Annotated in this window: 18 protein-coding genes; 13 read left to right on the top strand and 5 right to left on the bottom strand. The window is 61.8% G+C overall.

The window, feature by feature from the left end; translation table 11 throughout:
• Positions 1–195: 195 nt before the first annotated feature.
• Both greA and ACLBKS_RS12255 read left to right on the top strand, forming a co-directional pair.
• Positions 196–672: a transcription elongation factor GreA gene (gene greA / locus ACLBKS_RS12260; RefSeq protein ID WP_410193096.1), complete on the top strand. Its 477-nt coding sequence runs from the start codon at positions 196–198 to the stop codon at positions 670–672.
• Positions 673–701: 29 nt separating this feature from the next.
• Positions 702–1,142, top strand: coding sequence for a DUF4149 domain-containing protein (locus ACLBKS_RS12255; RefSeq protein WP_410193095.1), 441 nt, complete (start codon positions 702–704; stop codon positions 1,140–1,142).
• A gap of 68 nt (positions 1,143–1,210) precedes the next feature.
• On the opposite strand, the gene ACLBKS_RS12250 is transcribed toward ACLBKS_RS12255, so the two are convergent.
• Positions 1,211–1,687, bottom strand: coding sequence for a YhbY family RNA-binding protein (locus tag ACLBKS_RS12250; protein WP_410193094.1), 477 nt, complete (start codon positions 1,685–1,687; stop codon positions 1,211–1,213).
• Positions 1,688–1,707: 20 nt separating this feature from the next.
• On the opposite strand from ACLBKS_RS12250, the gene ACLBKS_RS12245 reads away from it, so the two are divergent.
• The 4 genes from ACLBKS_RS12245 (at position 1,708) to glmM (ending at position 6,783) form a co-directional block, all read left to right on the top strand.
• Positions 1,708–2,367 carry an RlmE family RNA methyltransferase gene (locus ACLBKS_RS12245; RefSeq protein WP_410193093.1) on the top strand — a complete coding sequence of 220 codons (660 nt, stop codon included), beginning with the start codon at positions 1,708–1,710 and terminating at the stop codon, positions 2,365–2,367.
• Between the two features lie 177 nt (positions 2,368–2,544).
• Entirely contained in the window at positions 2,545–4,464 is a 1,920-nt protein-coding gene (ftsH, locus tag ACLBKS_RS12240) for an ATP-dependent zinc metalloprotease FtsH (protein ID WP_410193092.1), read from the top strand.
• A gap of 113 nt (positions 4,465–4,577) precedes the next feature.
• Positions 4,578–5,432: a dihydropteroate synthase gene (gene folP / locus ACLBKS_RS12235; protein ID WP_410193091.1), complete on the top strand. Its 855-nt coding sequence runs from the start codon at positions 4,578–4,580 to the stop codon at positions 5,430–5,432.
• Positions 5,422–6,783 (top strand): phosphoglucosamine mutase, encoded by a 1,362-nt coding sequence (gene glmM / locus ACLBKS_RS12230; protein ID WP_410193090.1) that lies wholly within the window; start codon positions 5,422–5,424, stop codon positions 6,781–6,783. Before folP ends, glmM begins: the two co-directional genes overlap by 11 nt.
• Positions 6,784–6,856: 73 nt before the next feature.
• Here glmM and ACLBKS_RS12225 read toward each other — a convergent pair whose 3' ends face one another.
• The 3 genes from ACLBKS_RS12225 to ACLBKS_RS12215 form a co-directional block, all read right to left on the bottom strand.
• Entirely contained in the window at positions 6,857–7,534 is a 678-nt protein-coding gene (locus ACLBKS_RS12225; protein ID WP_410193089.1) for a hypothetical protein, read from the bottom strand.
• Positions 7,535–8,042: 508 nt separating this feature from the next.
• Positions 8,043–8,984, bottom strand: coding sequence for an agmatinase (gene speB / locus ACLBKS_RS12220; RefSeq protein WP_410193088.1), 942 nt, complete (start codon positions 8,982–8,984; stop codon positions 8,043–8,045).
• 131 nt (positions 8,985–9,115) lie between these two features.
• On the bottom strand, positions 9,116–9,721 hold the full coding sequence (locus ACLBKS_RS12215; protein ID WP_410193087.1) for an FMN-dependent NADH-azoreductase: 606 nt from the start codon (positions 9,719–9,721) through the stop codon (positions 9,116–9,118).
• A gap of 173 nt (positions 9,722–9,894) precedes the next feature.
• On the opposite strand from ACLBKS_RS12215, the gene ACLBKS_RS12210 reads away from it, so the two are divergent.
• A complete protein-coding gene (locus tag ACLBKS_RS12210; RefSeq protein WP_410193086.1) occupies positions 9,895–10,899 on the top strand; it encodes a LysR family transcriptional regulator in 1,005 nt (334 codons plus the stop codon).
• 62 nt (positions 10,900–10,961) lie between these two features.
• Here ACLBKS_RS12210 and ACLBKS_RS12205 read toward each other — a convergent pair whose 3' ends face one another.
• A complete protein-coding gene (locus tag ACLBKS_RS12205) occupies positions 10,962–11,675 on the bottom strand; it encodes an aspartate/glutamate racemase family protein (RefSeq protein WP_410193085.1) in 714 nt (237 codons plus the stop codon).
• A gap of 98 nt (positions 11,676–11,773) precedes the next feature.
• On the opposite strand from ACLBKS_RS12205, the gene ACLBKS_RS12200 reads away from it, so the two are divergent.
• From ACLBKS_RS12200 to ACLBKS_RS12175, 6 genes are all read left to right on the top strand, one after another.
• The gene (locus ACLBKS_RS12200; protein WP_410193084.1) at positions 11,774–12,241 is read left to right on the top strand and encodes a (2Fe-2S)-binding protein; all 468 of its coding nucleotides are present in this window, start codon (positions 11,774–11,776) and stop codon (positions 12,239–12,241) included.
• 29 nt (positions 12,242–12,270) lie between these two features.
• Positions 12,271–14,640, top strand: a complete 2,370-nt coding sequence (locus tag ACLBKS_RS12195) for a xanthine dehydrogenase family protein molybdopterin-binding subunit (RefSeq protein WP_410193083.1) — start codon at positions 12,271–12,273, stop codon at positions 14,638–14,640.
• A 9-nt stretch (positions 14,641–14,649) separates the two neighbouring features.
• Positions 14,650–15,441, top strand: a complete 792-nt coding sequence (locus ACLBKS_RS12190) for an FAD binding domain-containing protein (RefSeq protein ID WP_410193082.1) — start codon at positions 14,650–14,652, stop codon at positions 15,439–15,441.
• A 113-nt stretch (positions 15,442–15,554) separates the two neighbouring features.
• Positions 15,555–16,469 carry an AAA family ATPase gene (locus tag ACLBKS_RS12185; protein WP_410193081.1) on the top strand — a complete coding sequence of 305 codons (915 nt, stop codon included), beginning with the start codon at positions 15,555–15,557 and terminating at the stop codon, positions 16,467–16,469.
• Positions 16,470–16,587: 118 nt separating this feature from the next.
• Positions 16,588–17,784: a vWA domain-containing protein gene (locus ACLBKS_RS12180; protein WP_410193080.1), complete on the top strand. Its 1,197-nt coding sequence runs from the start codon at positions 16,588–16,590 to the stop codon at positions 17,782–17,784.
• A 22-nt stretch (positions 17,785–17,806) separates the two neighbouring features.
• A complete protein-coding gene (locus ACLBKS_RS12175; protein ID WP_410193079.1) occupies positions 17,807–18,385 on the top strand; it encodes an SRPBCC family protein in 579 nt (192 codons plus the stop codon).
• The last annotated feature ends 5 nt before the right edge of the window (positions 18,386–18,390 follow it).

Raw genomic sequence — 18,390 nt, 5'->3', positions numbered from 1 at the left:
CTGCACCTTGCGCTGCAGTGAGGACAACAGCCTGTAGCAGGCAGGGTTTGTCCGTCCTGCAAGCTTGCGCGCTGCCCTGGTTGGGGCATATGTGGGGCTTGTTTCGTTGGTCATTCGCGGCATAATCCCGCCTCGACACCGCCGAGTGGCAACGCCCGGCGGTTTGCTTTTTTCTTGATGAAAACGGAGTACGACGTGGCCACCATTCCGATCACCCTGCGCGGCGCGGAAAAGCTCAAGACCGAATTGCATCGCCTGAAGACCGTCGACCGCCCCGCCGTCATCAATGCGATTGCCGAGGCCCGTGCTCAGGGCGATTTGAGCGAGAACGCAGAGTACGAAGCCGCCAAGGACAGGCAAGGCTTCATCGAGGGCCGCATTCAGGAAATCGAGGGCAAACTTTCAGCCGCTCAGGTGATTGACCCAACGGGCTTGGATGCCGGAGGCAAGGTGGTTTTCGGTGCCACCGTGGAGCTGGAGGACGAAGCTTCAGGCGATAGCGTGACCTATCAGATCGTTGGTGAGGACGAGGCGGACCTCAAGCAAGGCTTGATCAACGTCAGCAGCCCGATCGCACGTGCGCTCATCGGCAAGGAGGAGGGCGACACGGCGGAAGTCCAGGCGCCTGGAGGCGTGAAGCGCTACGAAATCGTGGCGGTTTCGTACCGCTGAGTTCGTTCATAAGTCCCAACTCTCACGACATGCAACGCTTTCTGTCGTCCCTTCCGGTCTGGGTGGCTGCCCTGTGGTGGGGGAGTCTGACCACGATAGGTTTTCTGGTCGTTCCCCTGTTGTTCTTGCATCTCGACACGCCCGCGATGGCGGGACGCATGGCCGCGCATCTGTTCACGGCTCAGACTTGGTTATCCGTGATCTGTGCGCTTCTGCTACTGATAGGGTCACGGACCCCGGGACATGACAACGTGCCGCAATCACGGTCGGCACTCTTTTCCGCTCGTCAGCCCATCCTGGCCGGCTTGCTTCTTGCGCTGCTTGTTGAATTCGTGGTGGCTCCGCGCATCGTCGCTCGAGACAATCTGGCGGTCTGGCATCGCTTGGGGAGCGCTTTCTATTTCCTGCAATGGCTGTGTGCGGGATGGGCGTTTTGGCGACTGACCCGATCAGCGCCGTCCCGCGACTGAGACGACTGATCACCTTTGGCATCCTCGTGGAGAAGGTGCCCGCTTTAGCCTCAGGCAGCAGCTGACGTTCAGGCTTGGCTGCGCTTCTTGATGCTGGCGGGGCGGGGTTTCTTCGCCCGTTTGACCTTGCCGCCGGGAGTCAGTCGTTGGTTGCCGAGCACGCGCAGCACTTTCACTTCAGGACGCTGCCCGCCCTTTTTGCTGAACTTAAGCACTTTGACGTCGCGGGGGCCAGGCCGACGGTCTTCGTCAAGGGTTCTTTCTTTCTCAGGAATGGGGCGCCAGAGCACCAGCAGCTTCCCAATGTGTTGGATGGGGGCCGCATTCAGTTCCTCTGCCAAGGTGGTCAGCATGGTTTCGCGCTCAACACGCTCGTCCGAAAAGACCCTGACCTTGATCAGACCATGAGCCTTCAGCGCGGCATCGACTTCTTTTTTGACCGCAGGCGTCAATCCGTCCCCACCAATCATGACCACGGGGTCCAGGTGGTGGGCTTCGGCCCGGTATTCCTTGCGCTGCGAAACGGTGAGTTGAATGGCTGACATGGGGCTATTATCCCCCGGATATGAAAATACAGACCAAGAGCAAAAAGGTCAACAAGGCGTGGCTCAACGACCATGTGAACGACCCCTACGTCAAGCTCGCGCAGAAGGAGGGCTACCGCGCGCGCGCGGCTTACAAGCTCAAGGAAATCGACGAAACGTTGCGGTTGGTCAAGCCAGGTCAGGTCATTGTCGATTTGGGTTGCGCGCCTGGAGCCTGGAGCCAATATCTGCGGCGCCGCCTAGCGCCTCAAGGGGCTGCTGTGGGTGAGCTCAATGGCAGTGTGATCGGTCTTGATCTCTTGCCCATGGAGCCGATTGAGGGCGTCCAGTACATCCAAGGGGATTTCCGAGAAGCCGCCATCTTGGCGGAATTGGAGGCTCTCCTGCAGGAGCGACCTGTGGATCTGGTGGTTTCCGACATGGCGCCGAACTTGTCGGGCGTGGCCTCAGTCGATACCGCACGTGTCGAGGAACTTGTGACCCTGGCCATTGAATTCTGCCGAGCACATCTCAAGCCCACGGGCACATTCGTGGCCAAGGTGTTTCATGGCAGCGGGTACAACGAGTTGCTGACTTTGTTTAAAAACAACTTCAAAACCGTGAAGCCCCTCAAGCCCAAGGCTTCTCGTGACCGGTCATCCGAGACTTTTTTGATCGGTTCGGGTCTGAAATTGCATTGAACTACCCTAAAGGCACCTCTAACGCCCGGGGTAGCGCGCCATCGCTGAAAAAATGGGGAAATGAAGCCCCTGCGTTGCCAATGGCCGTCACAGGCACAGACTATCGGGCGACGGCTTGAAAGCCCTAAAATGAAACCAAAGTAAGTCTGCGCAGAATATCCCTCTCAGGAGTCACACTTGAACAATCAATGGTTTTCCAAACTTGCCGTCTGGCTGGTGGTGGCACTGGTGCTTTTCACCGTGTTCAAGCAGTTTGACTCTCGCGGCTCCGGCGCAGCGGCTTCGATGGGCTACTCTGATTTCCTTGAGGAAGTCAGGGCCAACCGCATCAAGAGTGCCATCATCCAAGAAGGTCCCAGTGGGACCGAGATCCTCGCCACCACGACCGATGACCGCAAGGTTCGCACCACGGCGACCTACCTTGACCGTGGCCTGATCGGTGACCTCATCAACAACGACGTCAAGTTCGACGTCAAGCCTCGCGAAGAGGGCTCCTTGCTCATGACCCTCCTCGTGAGCTGGGGCCCCATGCTGTTGCTGATTGGCGTATGGATTTACTTCATGCGACAGATGCAGGGCGGAGGCAAGGGCGGTGCCTTCAGCTTCGGCAAGAGCAAGGCTCGCATGCTCGACGAAAGCAACAATCAGGTGACTTTCGCCGACGTGGCTGGGTGCGACGAAGCCAAGGAGGAGGTGACCGAGGTGGTGGACTTCCTGAAGGACCCGCAGAAGTTCCAGAAGCTGGGCGGGCGTATTCCCCGCGGACTGCTGCTCGTCGGCCCTCCTGGCACGGGCAAGACGCTGCTCGCCAAAGGCATCGCGGGTGAGGCCAAGGTGCCGTTCTTCAGCATTTCTGGCTCGGATTTCGTGGAAATGTTTGTCGGCGTTGGCGCGGCCCGCGTGCGCGACATGTTTGAAAATGCCAAGAAGAATGCGCCCTGCATCATCTTCATCGACGAAATCGATGCGGTGGGTCGTCAGCGCGGCGCGGGTCTGGGTGGTGGAAATGACGAGCGCGAGCAGACTCTGAATCAGATGCTTGTGGAGATGGATGGTTTTGAAACCAACCTGGGTGTCATCGTCGTTGCTGCGACGAACCGCCCGGACATCCTTGACTCCGCTCTGCTACGGCCTGGCCGTTTTGATCGACAGGTGTATGTGACGCTGCCCGACATCCGCGGCCGCGAGCAGATCCTGAACGTCCACATGCGCAAGATTCCGATCGGTTCTGATGTGAAGGCTGAAGTGATCGCACGTGGCACCCCTGGCATGAGTGGCGCTGACCTCGCGAATTTGTGCAACGAGGCCGCGCTGATGGCTGCACGCCGCAACGCACGCACGGTCGAGATGCAGGATTTTGAGAAGGCCAAGGACAAAATCCTCATGGGGCCTGAGCGCAAGAGCATGGTCATGCCCGAGGAAGAGCGTAGGAATACGGCTTACCACGAAAGCGGCCATGCCTTGATAGGCAAGTTGCTGCCGAAGTGCGACCCCGTGCACAAGGTCACCATCATTCCCCGCGGCCGCGCACTGGGCGTCACGATGAGCCTCCCCGAGAAGGATCGCTACAGCTACGACCGCGACTACATGCTGAACCAAATCAGCATGCTGTTTGGTGGTCGCATTGCCGAAGAGGTCTTCATGAACCAAATGACCACGGGCGCCAGCAACGACTTTGAGCGGGCCACCCATTTGGCTCGTGACATGGTGATGCGCTATGGCATGAGTGATGCCTTGGGCCCCATGGTCTATGCCGAAAACGAAGGGGAAGTTTTCCTGGGACGCTCAGTCACCAAGACCACCAATATCAGCGAGCAGACCATGCAGAAGGTCGATGCTGAGGTGCGCCGCATCATCGACGAGCAGTACAAGTTGGCGCGCAAGCTGATTGAGGACAACAGCGACAAGATGCACGCGATGGCCAAGGCTCTGCTGGACTGGGAAACCATTGACACCGAGCAACTGGACGACATCATGGCTGGAAAAGAACCACGTCCGCCCAAGGATTGGACGCCCCGTGCGCCCAAGTCAGATGGTGGCGGTGACGCCGGGGGTAGTGCTGCGGTGGGTCAGCAGCCGGCGCCTACAACCGCCTGAGTTTCCTGTCCAGTATTTCTCCTGCCTGATCAGGCAGGGGGTGTCGGTCCAACGGCGATAATCGCAACGGGGCGGAGAACTTAGGTTCCCGCCCCGTTCATATTTCTCTCGCTATGTTTTGGCAGACTTCCCGTTTTCGCATTGATCTGTCCCGTCCGCTGATCATGGGCATCGTCAATGTAACGCCCGATTCGTTTTCAGATGGCGGTCGGCACGTGGATGCTCGCGCGGCACTCTTGCATTGCGAGCGCTTGCTGAAAGAGGGTGCTCATATCCTGGACATTGGTGGAGAGTCCACTCGGCCGGGCAGTCCTCCCGTTTCCTTGGAGCAGGAGCTGGCGCGCGTGCTTCCCGTATTGCGAGGGGCCGTGACTTTGGGTGTGCCTCTGTCCATCGATACCTACAAACCGGAAGTAATGCGGTTGGCCCTGGATCTGGGGGTCGACATTCTTAACGACATCTGGGCCTTGAGGCAGGATGGCGCCGAGGACTTGGTGGTGCAGCACCCCTCCTGTGGCGTGTGCCTGATGCACATGCACCGCGAACCCCAAACCATGCACACCACACCCATGCAAGGAGATGTTGTGCCTCAGGTGCGCGACTTTCTCGAGGGCGTTACTCGGAAGTTGCGCGCGCGTGGGGTGGCTCCTGATCGCATCGTTCTTGATGCGGGCATCGGCTTTGGCAAGACGGTCGAGCAGAACTTCGCGCTTCTGGCGCGGCAAGATGAACTACGGGAGCTTGCTTATCCTTGGCTCGCGGGCTGGTCGCGCAAGTCTTCCCTGGGTTCAGTGACCGGGGTGGAATTGGCGGCAGAACGTGTGGTCCCCAGTGTTGCAGCGGCCTTGTTGGCGGTGGAGCATGGTGTTGCCATCGTTCGCGTGCACGATGTGAAGGAAACAGTTCAGGCTTTGCAGGTTTGGAATGCGATGCGGGCGCAAAAAAACAAGGACATCAATGAGCAGTAGAAAATATTTTGGCACCGATGGCATTCGTGGCACGGTGGGTCAAGAGCCCATCACGCCAGATTTTGTCTTGAGACTGGCCCATGCCGTGGGTCGTGTGCTCAAGCGCCATGAGCCTGAAGCGGCCGCGCGCCCCGTGGTGCTGATCGGCAAGGACACCCGGGTCTCGGGGTACATGCTAGAAAGCGCGCTGGAGTCAGGGTTCAATTCCGCGGGCGTCGATGTGCTTCTACTCGGGCCTTTGCCTACGCCGGGCGTGGCTTATTTAACCCGTGCGCAGCGTGCGAGCCTGGGCGTGGTCATCAGCGCGAGCCACAATCCTTATCCTGACAATGGCATCAAGTTCTTCAGTGCCGCTGGTTCGAAATTGCCCGACGAGTGGGAGGCTGAAGTCGAGGCGGCTTTGGAAGAGCCGCCTCAATGGGTTGATTCTTCCCGCCTGGGGCGGGCGCGTCGTCTGGCGGATGCTGCCGGGCGTTACATCGAGTTCTGCAAAAGCACCTTTGCGGGCGATCTCACGCTCAAGGGCGTCAAGATCGTCGTGGATGCCGCAAACGGTGCGGCTTACCAAGTCGCGCCCAAGGTCTTCCATGAACTCGGTGCTGAAGTCATCACCATTGGTGTCAATCCCGATGGTCTGAACATCAACCAAGAAGTGGGGGCGACGCATCCGAAAGCACTGATCGCCGCCGTGCGGGCGCAGGGGGCGCAATATGGCGTCGCACTGGACGGAGACGCCGACCGCTTGCTGATGGTTGATGCGCAAGGTCGCTTGTACAACGGCGACGAATTGCTTTACCTGATGGTCAGCGAACGTCTGAGCCGTGGGGAACAAGTGCCTGGCGTCGTGGGAACGCTCATGACGAACATGGCGGTCGAGGTTGCTCTCAAGAGACGAGGAGTGCAATTCGTTCGCGCGCAAGTGGGCGATCGGTACGTGCTTGAGGAATTGCTTGCCCGTGGCTGGCTGCTCGGTGGAGAGGGCTCCGGCCATTTGCTGGCCCTCGACAAACAGACCACCGGCGATGGATTGGTCAGTGCCCTTCAAGTACTGCAGGCGTGCGCTCGCGGCAAGCAGCTTGCTGAGCTGTTGTCGGATGTGACGTTGTTTCCTCAGACACTCATCAATGTCCGGATGGACTCTGATCGCATGCCAGATTGGAAGACCGCATGGAAAGCCAACCCTGGCTTGTTGGCCACGCAGCGTTCGGTTGAGCTTGAATTGGGTGATTCAGGGCGCGTGCTCATCCGCGCAAGCGGAACCGAACCCCTGCTGCGCGTGATGGTTGAAGCCCGTGACGCCGCGCAAGCTCGCTCCTGCGCTGAGCGCATCGCGGCTGCGTTTCAGGTTTAACGGGCATCCACGCCATCGCTGAGTTTGATCGGCGAGGCGTCGGTGTCTGTCCGAGATGGCCGACAAGACGCATTCAGTCATGGGTCGGCTGCTCGGCACTCTTATGGAAGTTCCCGAAGAAAGCCGCACTGAGTTCGTCGCTCTTGAACGAACGGACGGATAACATGGTCTGCATTTCCGTCAGCCAGGAACTGATGTACTTGTAAGTGGAAACCTTGCCGTAGTCCTGTGCCATTTTCAGCAGTCCATGTCCATCGAACTTGTGGATCAATGCCCGGATGTCGCGCTGGATTCGGCTGCTGTCTTCGGTGAAAAAATCCATGTTGTTCAGCAAATCCACCAGCAGGAACTCGGGGGTGATCTGAGCAGGATACCGTGAGCGTCGACGGACATCAAAGGTCACCTCGCCCAAACGAAAAATGCCATGTCGTTTGCGGTTGTAGACCAAGTGCATGTCGAACTTGGGGGTCAGATTCAAACCCAGCGACAAATACTCTTGCCAAGGTAGCAACAGAAAATCGCCCATCCCCAGAAAGCCCTCCAGCAGAGATTTGCTGGTCAGTGGGGAGTAGTTTCGAGGAGATGTGCCTCGGTAGTGGTAAAGGCCCTGGGTGATTTTTTCCAAAGAGCCTTGTGCAACGAGCTGGCGAATACGGTGATCAGTGAAGACCAGATCACAAACAAGGTCTTCCCGACGGTAGACCTTGCCGGGTTCCAGTTTCTCTTCCACGTTTTTTTCGCTTCTGTCCATGGTGTGACGCTCCTTTCCCTGCGTGCAATGAAGTCGCGTGCCTGATGAAAGACACACGGCGGACACCAACGAACGACCTGCGAAAACTGTGGGCCAGTTTTTTGAGTATTCAGTTTATAAAACAGATGGGCATATCTGTTATCGATAGAGTAGCTGCGTGAGAACTTTTTAGCAACAACGCGGATGAATAACCCCCGGTCATCCGAATTCATCAGGATTGCGGAATTGTTTTTTGCCCTAATAGAAGATTTTTTCCGCAACTGATTCAGTTGTCTTTTTCTGATTCAGTGTTCGGTCGAAATTGTTTGGATGGGGCTGATCAGCTGACTGGAAAATGGGTACACCCGGGAATCGAAAACGGCATCGTTCCAATGCAGATCGAGGTGTCGATACCCCCTAGGGATAGCCCCTGACGGGGGACCGGTCAGCGAGGTGGCTGACCTGCGAACACCCGAGGTCAGGAGAGGGCTAAAACGTCAACGCATTCCGCGACGATGGCCAGAAGCGCTCAGGAAAGCTGTTTTTTTGCAACTCTGAGCTGAGCAATTTGGCCGCAGAGATAGGTCCAGACAAAGCTCGCGGCTGCTTGACTACTGAGCTCCGCATGGTCGTAAGGCGGGGATACCTCCACGCAGTCCATCCCGACGAAAGGCAGGTCAGCCAGTTCCTCCAGGATGCTCAAAACCTGTCGGCTGCTCATGCCGCCAGGCTCGGGCGTCCCCGTGCCAGGGGCGTAGGCAGGGTCGAGGCAGTCGATGTCCAGCGTCAGGTAAAGCGGAGGCTGGCCGTGCCGCTGCAGCCTCTCTCGGATGGCAGTCAGCAGAGGCGCCAACTGGTTTGGGCTTTCCAGCCCTCGCACGTCCCGTCCCGTGAAGATCAGTCCGCCTTGTTCACGTACGTATTCACGAGCGGCACGCTCGCCGGACGAGCGGATGCCGATCTGCGTGAAGCATTCGGGGATCACCAGACCTTCCTGTATCGCTTCATACACCCAGGTGCCATGACCGCTGGGTTCCCCAAAATGGTCTTGCCAAGTGTCGCAGTGAGCGTCGAAATGAATCACGGCCAGCGGTTGTCCCAACCACTCGCGGTAGGCGCGCAGCAAGGGCAGCGTGATGGAATGGTCACCTCCCAGCCAGCACATGTGGTGGGCGCGCAGCAGGGGCGCGACCAGCGGCATCATCGCCGCGCGCATGCCTTCCAAACTGGTGTTAGGCAGGGGCAAGTCACCCGCGTCTCCCAATGTGCCCAGCGGCGTGACATCGAAGTGGGGGTGGATCGCGTCACACAACATGTGGCTGGCTTCGCGTATGGCGCGGGGGCCAAAGCGGGCGCCAGGGCGGTTCGTTACCGCGCCGTCCCAGGCAATCCCGGCGATCGCGTAAGGGGTGCTCGCGTCGGCGGGCACCGCTTTCAAAAACGAGGTGTTCGAAAGAAAAGCAAAGTTCATGCTTGGGATTTTCGCAGCGTTCATGACTTCCGCAGACGTGCGATTCAAGATCTCAGCCTCGAAGGGCGGACGCAAAAAAGGCCACCGTTTGGTGGCCTTCTTGCTCAATCCAGTCGAGAGAACGTGCCGTGTCAGGCAGCTTGCTTCGCCTGCGCCTGGTTAGCCGCGAGCGTGGGCTTGATGCTGGCCTGAGCGTCAGAGATGGCCTTGGCCTTGACTTCAGGGCCCATGTTCACGCCCTCGGCACGCACGAAGCGCACATCGGTGATGCCGAAGAAACCGAACACGGCTTGCAGATAGCTCTCTTGGTGCTCCAGGGCACGGCCCATTTCACTGTTGGAATAGAAACCACCGCGGCTGGAAGCCACGATGACCGTCTTGCCTTTGGCCAAGCCCTCGGGACCCTTTTCGGTGTAGCGGAAGGTGCGGCCTGCCTGAGACAGTCGGTCGATCCAGGCCTTGAGCTGGCCGGGGATGGAGAAGTTGTACAGCGGCGCGCCCACAACGATCACGTCCGCAGCCAGGAACTGGCTCACCAGACGTTCGGAGACTTCGTCTTTGAAGCCGCCGCTCAGCACCTGTCCGTCCAAATGGCCGGGGGCGTTGACGGCCAAGTCCAGGTAGTCCACCGTGGTGGAGGGCTTGGCAGCCTTCCATTCGGCGACGATGGCCTGGGTCAGTTGGCGGGAGACGGAGTTCGCGCCGGTGATGGCGGAGTCGACATGCAGCAGTTTCATGATGGTTTCCTTGCGATGACGGGGGTAGCTAAAGGGGAGAATTGACGAGAGGTATTCTGCTGGTGTTGCCAATAATTGATAAGAAGGCAAAATCGCGATGGATTGTTCTGTAATTGAGACAATCAGATGAGAATTCGGTGGGGCAAGCGTCCGAACAACCCAAGAGGCTGTCCATGCAAGATCTGAACGACATGCTGTATTTCGCTGAGGTGGTCGAGCGCGGCGGTTTTGCCGCTGCCGGACGGGTGCTCGGTATTCCCAAATCAAGGCTGTCACGTCGCATTGCCGAACTGGAGTCGCGCTTGGACGTGCGTCTGCTGCAGCGAACGACCCGCAAGCTGTCGCTTACCCAGGCGGGCGAGCTTTATTTGCGTCATTGCGCAGCCGTCCGCGACGAGGCGCAGGCGGCGCAAGACGCATTGGCTGCCGTGCAGGTGGAGCCGCGCGGCGTGATCCGTGTGGCCTGCCCCATCACCCTCGCTCAGACCACGGTAGGGCATTTGGTGCCGCATTTCATGGCCCAGTACCCGCAAGTGAAGGTGGAAATGCGCGTGAGCAACCGAGTGGTCGATTTGGTGGAGGAGGGGGTCGATGTGGCTCTGCGCGTGCGCGCTTCACTCGAGGACAGTGGCAGCTTGGTGGTCAAGCACCTGGGAGAAAGCCGCTCGATATTGGTCGCTTCACCCGAGTTGTTGGCCCGGCAAGGACAGCCAAGGATGGTCCAGGACTTGGAGCGCCTGGACACCGTGGCCATGTCTGCCGTGGAGGGCCGAGCCAGCTTGCGTCTGTTGGGGCCCGAAACCAACGGAAAGAAAGCTGAGTATGTGTTGACCCACCAGCCGCGCTATGTCGCGGACGATTTGGTTACCCTGCAATACGCCGTACAGCGCGGCATCGGCATGACCGCGTTGCCGGATTACCTCTGCCATGCCGCGCTGTCCGATGGCCGTCTGGTTCAAGTGCTGCCCGGCTGGGCGCCGCAGGCGGGTATCGTTCACGCGGTATTTCCATCCAGGCGCGGCCTGAATCCAGCGGTCCGACGATTTTTGGATTTTCTTGGGGCCCATTTGAGGGGGCATGAGATCGTGATGGGCAATGAGGTCTGCGTGCCCTCAGTCGAGCATTCTTTGCCCCCCGACGCTGCGGCGCTGGACGCTGCAGCAGTCAGCCCCGATTGAGGTCGATCACGTTTTGGCAAACCTCTGGTCGCAGCAAGGTCTGAGCGCCTCGATTCAATCGCTCACAACCACGAAGGTAGTCCCTGTCCCGCCGAGGGCGTTGCATACCAGACCTGTTTGGCGGCAGCCACGACGCTGTCGATGAGTGGCACCTCGATGTGCTCTTGCAGCGAGGCCGCCAGGCCGCCCAAACCCGCGCCGCCCAAGATGATGGCGTCCACCCCGTGCTCAGACCGAGCTTTGCGACAGGCTTGCACCAGCAGCGCCTGGGCCGCAGCAGGGTCCGCACGAAGTTGCGCGCCCGTCAGTGCGACGGTTTCGATGGCGGTCACACGATCACCGCCATTCAGCGCGGGCAGCAGTTTGCGCAGCATGGGTCCCCAGGCCGCGCCTCCCGTCACGATGGCGCACCGAGCCTTGCCCGAGGGCACCTTGGCATCCATCAGGCGAACCGCTTCCTGAATCGAAGCTTCCGCCAAGCCCGTGACGGGGCAGTTGGCTGCTTCGCGCAACGCGAAGAGTCCGGGGTCGCCAAAGCAGCCAACGATCACGCCGTCGAAAGGCGTTGCACGCGCAGCGCTGGCCTGTTGCCAGACCTTCAGTGCGGCATGCGCCGCGACCGCATAGGCGGTTTCGTCGGAGATGTAGGGCGCGCCGAAGGTCGCCGTCACGGCATGGACGCGGACGTCGTCGTGGACCGTGCCTCGCACCAACGAGGTCAGGGTTTCCGTGATCAGGGTCGTCGTGTTGGGGTTGATCAGTAGCAGTTCGCGCATGGTGAACATCCTATCCTAGGGTTTCGCCTAGAACCATGGCGGCGCCGATGAACTGAACAATGGTCTCGCTCCATGACGAACGTGGAAGGAGACAGACCATGCAAGTGAAGTTCAAAGTCAACGGCATGCTCGCGAACGTTGACGTTCCTCCCAACACCTTGCTCGTGCATGCCTTGCGCGAGCACTTGCGTCTGACCGGCACCCATGTCGGCTGCGATACCGCCCAGTGCGGGGCCTGCACTGTGATCGCCAAGGGTCGTGCGATCAAGTCATGCAACACGCTTGCTGCGCAGCACGAAGGGTCGGACATCACCACCATCGAGGGCCTCGCACAGTCCGATGGCACCTTGCATCCCATGCAGGCAGCGTTCAAGGAGTGCCACGGACTGCAATGCGGCTTCTGCACCCCAGGCATGGTGATGAGCGCTGTGGACCTCTGTCGCCATCACCCCAAGGCCAGCGAAGCCGAGATCCGCGAGCTGCTTGAAGGCAACCTCTGCCGATGCACGGGATACCAGAACATCGTCAAGGCCGTGCAGCAAGGCCAGGCCGCGATGGCGGCCTGAGCCCCCACCCAACCCCGAGGAGACCAAACATGGGTGCCACCGACTTTGCCAAGCTGCCCCACATCGGCGAGGCCGTCCGCCGCAAGGAGGACTACCGATTCCTGACGGGCGCGGGCCAGTACACCGACGATGTCAACCTCGCGCACCAGGCGCAGGCCGTGTTCGTGCGTTCGCCGCATGCGCACGCTGTCGTCAAATCCATCAACGTCCGCAAGGCCGAAGCGATGCCGGGTGTCCTGAAGGTGTACACCGGCAAGGACATCGAAGGCAAGATGAATGGCCTGCCCTGCGGCTGGCTCATCACCAGCACCGATGGCACGCCGATGAAAGAGCCGCCACATCCCGTGCTCGCGCAAGGCAAGGTGCGCTATGTGGGTGACCACGTGGCGATGGTGGTCGCCGAGACGCTGCAGCAGGCCCGCGACGCGACCGAGGCCGTGGAGGTCGACTACGACGTACTGGACGCCGTGGTCGCCGTCGGGGACGCAAAGCAAGGCCCGGCGTTGCACGACATCGCGCCCGACAACCATTGCTACAAGTGGGCCATCGGCGACAAGGCGGCTGTGGACGCGGCCTTCGCCAAGGCGGCCCATGTGACCCGATTGGACCTGGTGAACAACCGCCTGATTCCCAACGCGATGGAACCGCGCGCAGCCATTGGCAGCTACAACCGCGCGACCGACGAATACACGCTCTACGTCGCCAACCAGAACCCGCACGTTGAACGGCTGCTGATGACGGCCTTCGTGCTGGGCCTGCCCGAGCACAAGGTGCGTGTGATCGCGCCGGATGTCGGCGGGGGCTTCGGCTCGAAGATCTTCCTCTATGCCGAGGACGTGGCCCTGACCTGGGCCGCAAGGCAACTGAACCGCAGCATCAAGTGGACGGCCGAGCGCGGCGAGGCGTTTCTGTCCGACGCGCATGGGCGCGACCATGTCAGTCATGCCGAGATGGCCATGGACAAGGATGGCAAGTTCCTTGCGCTGCGCGTGCACACCGACGCCAATCTGGGCGCCTACTTGTCGACCTTTTCGACTGCGGTGCCCACCATCCTCTACGCGACCCTGCTGGCCGGGCAGTACACGACACCGCAGATCTATGTGGAGGTCGACGCCTGGTTCACCAACACCGCGCCGGTCGATGCCTACCGGGGCGCGGGCCGCCCCGAAGCCACCTACCTGCTGGAACGCCTGGTGAGCCGCTGTGGCTGGGAGCTGGGTCTGGGTCAGGACGAAATCCGCCGCCGCAACTTCATTACCCAGTTTCCTTACCAGACGCCGGTGGCCCTTCAGTACGACGTGGGCGACTACCGCGCTGCCATGGACAAGGCGCAGAAACTGGCCGACGTCGCCGGTTACGCGGCGCGCGTCAAGGCCAGCGAGGCCAAGGGCCTGAAGCGTGGCATTGGCTACTCCTCCTACATCGAGGCCTGCGGCATCGCGCCTTCGAACATCGCGGGTGCCCTGGGCGCGCGGGCCGGCCTGTTCGAGTGCGGCGAAATCCGCGTGCACCCAACCGGCAGCGTCACGGTGTTCACCGGTTCCCACAGCCACGGCCAGGGCCATGAAACCACGTTCGCCCAGGTGGTTGCGGCGCGCCTCGGTATTCCCGTGGAGAACGTGGACGTGGTCCATGGCGACACGGGGCGCGTGCCTTTCGGCATGGGCACGTATGGTTCGCGGTCCATCAGCGTCGGGGGCGCGGCCATCATGAAGGCGCTGGACAAAATCGAGGCCAAAGCCAAGAAGATCGCCGCCCACCTGATGGAGGCCAGCGATGCCGACATCGAGTTCAGCGCAGGCGAGTTCAAGGTCAAGGGCACGGACAAAAAAATTCCCTTCGGCCAGGTCGCGCTGACCGCCTACGTGCCGCACAACTACCCGCTGGACAAGCTGGAACCCGGCCTCAACGAAACTGCCTTCTACGACCCGACCAACTTCACCTTCCCAGCCGGCACTTACATTTGCGAGGTCGAGGTGGACCCGGCCACGGGTGCGGTGCGGGTGGACCGTTTCACGGCGGTGGACGACTTCGGCACCATCATCAACCCGATGATCGTGGAGGGTCAGGTGCACGGCGGCCTCGTGCAGGGCATCGGCCAGGCGCTGTTGGAGAACTGCGTCTACGACCGGCAGACCGGTCAGCTGCTGACCGGCAGCTTCATGGACTACGCCATGCCGCGCGCCGACGATTTCCCGACCTTCCAGCTCGACACCATCTGCACGCCGTGCACGCACAACCCGCTGGGCACCAAGGGCTGCGGCGAAGCCGGTGCCATCGGTTCACCACCTGCGGTCATCAACGCCGTGTTGGACGCCCTGCGCCCCTTGGGTGTGCAAGAGTTCGACATGCCTGCCTCGCCCGCGCGGGTGTGGGAAGCCATCCAATCCGCCAAGTAAGGAGATGCCATGTACGCATTCACCTTCGAACGTCCGAGCACCCTGGCCGATGCCGGGCGACTTGCCACCTCGGGCGCCAAACTGCTCGCTGGGGGACAGACCCTGCTACCTTCGATGAAATTGCGGCTGTCCGACCCGGGCAAACTGGCCGATCTCGGCGCGGTGCGCGAGCTGGCGGGCATCCGCAAGGAGGGCCAGGCCCTGATCATCGGCGCGATGACGCGCCATGCCGAGGTCGCCGACAGTGCCGAGGTCCGCGCGGCCATCCCGGCCCTGGCCGATTTGGCCGCGCACATCGGCGACAAGCAGGTGCGCGCCCTGGGCACCTTGGGCGGTTCGGTGGCCAACAACGACCCGGCCGCCGACTACCCCGCGGCGGTTCTGGGCTTGGGTGCCACCGTGCAGACCACGAAACGACAGATTGCGGCGGACACCTTCTTTCAGGGCCTGTTCGCCACGGCGCTGGATGATGGCGAGATCATCACCGGCATCCGCTTCCCGATCCCCAAGCGCGCGGCTTACATGAAGTTCAAGCAGCCAGCGTCACGTTTTGCCCTGGTCGGTGTCTTCGTCGCGCAGACCGACGCAGGCGTGCGCGTCGCCGTCACGGGGGGAGGCAATGGGGTTTTTCGTCACGCGGGGCTGGAGGCCGCGCTGGGCAAAAGCTTCACCCCCGAAGCGGCTGCCAAGGTGGTGATCGACGCCGCCGAGTTGAGCGGAGATCTGCATGGCTCAGCCGACTACCGCGCCCACCTGATCGGCGTGTTGGCGCAGCGTGCGGTGGCTCAGGCCTTGGCATAGCCGAGTGCACTCCGTGTGTGTGAGTTGATGCGCAGAGACCCAGACCCGTCATTTTGCGGTCCTGACCACAGCGGCGACGTCAGATCGATGCTGACAGGTGGGCAGGACACGCGATGATGGCCGAGGACGCGGCTCCTTGCACGTCGATCGACGCGGTGCTGGCGGGCCTCCGGGGCCGTGGCTATCACGCAGACCGACGACTGGCCGCTGCCGTTTTCCTGGCCTTGCGTCTGCAGCGGCCCCTGCTGCTGGAAGGCGAGCCGGGCGTCGGCAAGACGGAATTGGCCAAGGCGCTGGCTGCCTTCTTGGGGCGTCCACTGCTTCGCCTGCAGTGCTACGACGGCTTGGAGTTGCGCGATGCCTTGTACGAGTGGAACTACGCTGCGCAGCTTCTGCACCTGCGCGCTGTCGAGGGCGCAGGTCCGGACGCGCAAAGGATCGAGCACGAGGTCTACCAGGAGCGCTACCTGATCCGGCGTCCCTTGTTGCAGGCCTTGCAGGCGCCGCCGCCCGGCGCGGTGCTGTTGGTCGACGAAGTGGACCGCGCCGACGAACCCTTCGAGGCCTTTTTGCTTGAGTACCTGGGCGAGTACCAAGTCAGCATCCCCGAGCTCGGCACGGTGCGCGCCGCCGTCACACCGGTCACTGTGCTGACCAGCAACCGCACCCGCGAACTCAACGATGCCGTCAAGCGCCGCTGCCTTTACCACTGGCTGGACTATCCCGAGCGCGAGCGGGAACTGGCCATCGTGCGCGCGCAGGTGCCCGAGGCCAGCACCGCCTTGTCGGCGCAAATCGCGGCCTTCGTGGGGCGTCTGCGTGAGCAGCCTTATGCCAGCGCTTTCCAGCGCGCGCCGGGCGTGGCCGAAAGCGTGGAATGGGCCCGAGCCCTGGTGGCGCTCGATACGCTCGCGCTCGACCCCGAAGTCGTGAGCGACACCGCTGGCGTGCTGTTCAAGCAGCGCGAAGACGTGGCCGCGCTCACGCCCGAACTGGCGCGAGAGCTGCTGGCTCCGCAAGACGCTTGAGAGAGTGTCCAAGCCCAATCTGAGATTGACAGGGAGCCTGCGACGATGAAGCACAGGGGCATCACCCAGGCGAACAGGTCCGGCGAGCGCGGTGAGTCTTCAGCTCCGGAGCACGGACATGCTGCTCGGTGACGCCCGTCGCGGCAAGCTGCCGGAGAACATCGTGGGCTTTGGCCGGGCGCTGCGGCGCGCAGGGGTGCGACTGGACAGCGCCCGCATCGCGTTGGCCTGCGAGGCTGCGCGCTGGGTGGATGTCGCGCACAAGGCTGACCTCGGTGCCGCGCTCGAGACCGTGCTGGTGTCGCGCGAGCAGGACCGCGCGGTTTTCCGTGAACTGTTCGATGCCTACTTCCGCGATCCGGAGGTCGCGCACAAGCTGCTGGCGCAGATGCTGCCCAGCGCCGAGGGGCGGGCCGAACCCACGAAGCGCCGCCCCCGTGTGCGTGAGGCCTTGACGCCGCAGCGGGTCTTCGGCAGCCAGGCGCCTCGACCCGCAGAGGACACCGTGGAATTCGACGCTGCGATGACGGCCAGCGATCTTCAACGCCTGCGTCAGGCCGACTTCAACGCACTGAGCGCCAGCGAATACCGCCTGGTCGAGCGACTGGCCCGAGATATCCCCTTGCCTTTGCCGCAGGTGTCGGCACGCCGCTTGCGGCCCGATGACCGAGGCACGCGCTTGAACTGGCGCGGCGCTTTGCACGAAGCCACACGCACGGGCGGTGAACTGATGCAACTGCCGCGCCTGAGTCGACGTGCCGAACCTTTGCCCTTGCTGATCCTGGTGGATGTGTCGGGCTCGATGGAGCGGTATGCCCGTCTGCTGCTGGCATTCCTGCACGCGGCGACGCGGCAGGTCGGGGGACGACGGGTTCGACGCGACCTCTTTGCCTTTGGCACCCATTTGACCGATCTCACGCCGGCCCTGCGCTTGGCCGACACGGACGAAATGCTGGGCGCTGCCAACACCCTCATCGACGACTACGGCGGCGGAACCCGCTTGGGGGCGTCTCTGACCACCCTGCGTACCCAGTACGCGCGGCGCCTGGTCGGCCGGCGTACCCTGGTGCTGCTGGTCAGCGATGGATTGGACACGGGCGAGCCCGAGCATCTCAACGCTGAGTTGGCCTGGCTGCGCCGCCATTGCCGTCGTCTGCTCTGGCTCAACCCGCTGTTGCGCTACGAGGGCTACGCGCCGCTGGCGCGGGGCGCGGCGGCGCTGCACCGCCATGCCGACGGCATGCTGGCCATCCACAACCTGAGCCGACTTGAAGATCTGGCGGGCAGCCTGGCCACGCTGATGACATCACGATGAAGACCGAGAGAGGAAGACGACCATGGACATGCAAGGCAGCCGACAGCTCGCCGTCACTCAGCAACAGGCTTGGGACGCGCTCAATGACCCGGAGGTTCTCAAGCGCTGCATTCCGGGCTGCGACAAGGTTGAGGCCACGGGCGAGGGGCAGTACGCCGTCGGCCTGAGCCTGAAGATCGGTCCGGTGTCGGCCCGCTTCGCGGGCAAGATCACCTTGTCTGATTTGCAGCCACCCTCTGGCTACACCCTGCATTTCGACGGTCAGGGTGGCGTGGCGGGTTTTGGCAAGGGCAGCGCCCAGGTCAGCCTGACGCCCGCCGATGGTGGCACGACCTTGGCTTACACCGTGCACGCGCAGGTCGGCGGCAAGGTCGCTCAGTTGGGGCAGCGCTTGATCGATGGCGCGGCACGCAGCCTGGCCGAGGATTTTTTCAAGCGTTTCGACGAGGAGATGCAGGCGCGGCATGGACGCACGGCCGAGCCGTCGGGTGGCACAGGTGCTGTGGCAGACAAAGCGGTCAACACACCCTCCAAGCTTCCAGCCTGGGCCTGGACTGCCGCCGCCTTCGTGGCGATCGCCATCGTTTGGCTCGTCAGTTGAACCGG

This window comes from Hylemonella sp. W303a (assembly GCF_046452315.1).
In the GTDB taxonomy this organism is placed as follows: domain Bacteria; phylum Pseudomonadota; class Gammaproteobacteria; order Burkholderiales; family Burkholderiaceae_C; genus Hylemonella.
This window is presented reverse-complemented; position numbering and strand designations above follow the sequence as displayed.

What these genes read in the sequence shown, in the direction of transcription:
- folP (WP_410193091.1), top strand. Translation starts at nt 4,578, where the DNA reads ATGTTTTGGCAGACTTCCCGTTTTCGCATTGATCTGTCCCGTCCGCTG.
- ACLBKS_RS12255 (WP_410193095.1), top strand. Translation starts at nt 702, where the DNA reads ATGCAACGCTTTCTGTCGTCCCTTCCGGTCTGGGTGGCTGCCCTGTGG.
- ACLBKS_RS12180 (WP_410193080.1), top strand. Translation starts at nt 16,588, where the DNA reads ATGCTGCTCGGTGACGCCCGTCGCGGCAAGCTGCCGGAGAACATCGTG.
- ACLBKS_RS12175 (WP_410193079.1), top strand. Translation starts at nt 17,807, where the DNA reads ATGGACATGCAAGGCAGCCGACAGCTCGCCGTCACTCAGCAACAGGCT.
- ACLBKS_RS12195 (WP_410193083.1), top strand. Translation starts at nt 12,271, where the DNA reads ATGGGTGCCACCGACTTTGCCAAGCTGCCCCACATCGGCGAGGCCGTC.
- ACLBKS_RS12185 (WP_410193081.1), top strand. Translation starts at nt 15,555, where the DNA reads ATGATGGCCGAGGACGCGGCTCCTTGCACGTCGATCGACGCGGTGCTG.
- ACLBKS_RS12190 (WP_410193082.1), top strand. Translation starts at nt 14,650, where the DNA reads ATGTACGCATTCACCTTCGAACGTCCGAGCACCCTGGCCGATGCCGGG.
- ACLBKS_RS12210 (WP_410193086.1), top strand. Translation starts at nt 9,895, where the DNA reads ATGCAAGATCTGAACGACATGCTGTATTTCGCTGAGGTGGTCGAGCGC.
- ACLBKS_RS12225 (WP_410193089.1), bottom strand. Translation starts at nt 7,534, where the DNA reads ATGGACAGAAGCGAAAAAAACGTGGAAGAGAAACTGGAACCCGGCAAG.
- ACLBKS_RS12215 (WP_410193087.1), bottom strand. Translation starts at nt 9,721, where the DNA reads ATGAAACTGCTGCATGTCGACTCCGCCATCACCGGCGCGAACTCCGTC.
- speB (WP_410193088.1), bottom strand. Translation starts at nt 8,984, where the DNA reads ATGAACTTTGCTTTTCTTTCGAACACCTCGTTTTTGAAAGCGGTGCCC.
- ACLBKS_RS12200 (WP_410193084.1), top strand. Translation starts at nt 11,774, where the DNA reads ATGCAAGTGAAGTTCAAAGTCAACGGCATGCTCGCGAACGTTGACGTT.
- ACLBKS_RS12250 (WP_410193094.1), bottom strand. Translation starts at nt 1,687, where the DNA reads ATGTCAGCCATTCAACTCACCGTTTCGCAGCGCAAGGAATACCGGGCC.
- ACLBKS_RS12205 (WP_410193085.1), bottom strand. Translation starts at nt 11,675, where the DNA reads ATGCGCGAACTGCTACTGATCAACCCCAACACGACGACCCTGATCACG.
- glmM (WP_410193090.1), top strand. Translation starts at nt 5,422, where the DNA reads ATGAGCAGTAGAAAATATTTTGGCACCGATGGCATTCGTGGCACGGTG.
- ACLBKS_RS12245 (WP_410193093.1), top strand. Translation starts at nt 1,708, where the DNA reads ATGAAAATACAGACCAAGAGCAAAAAGGTCAACAAGGCGTGGCTCAAC.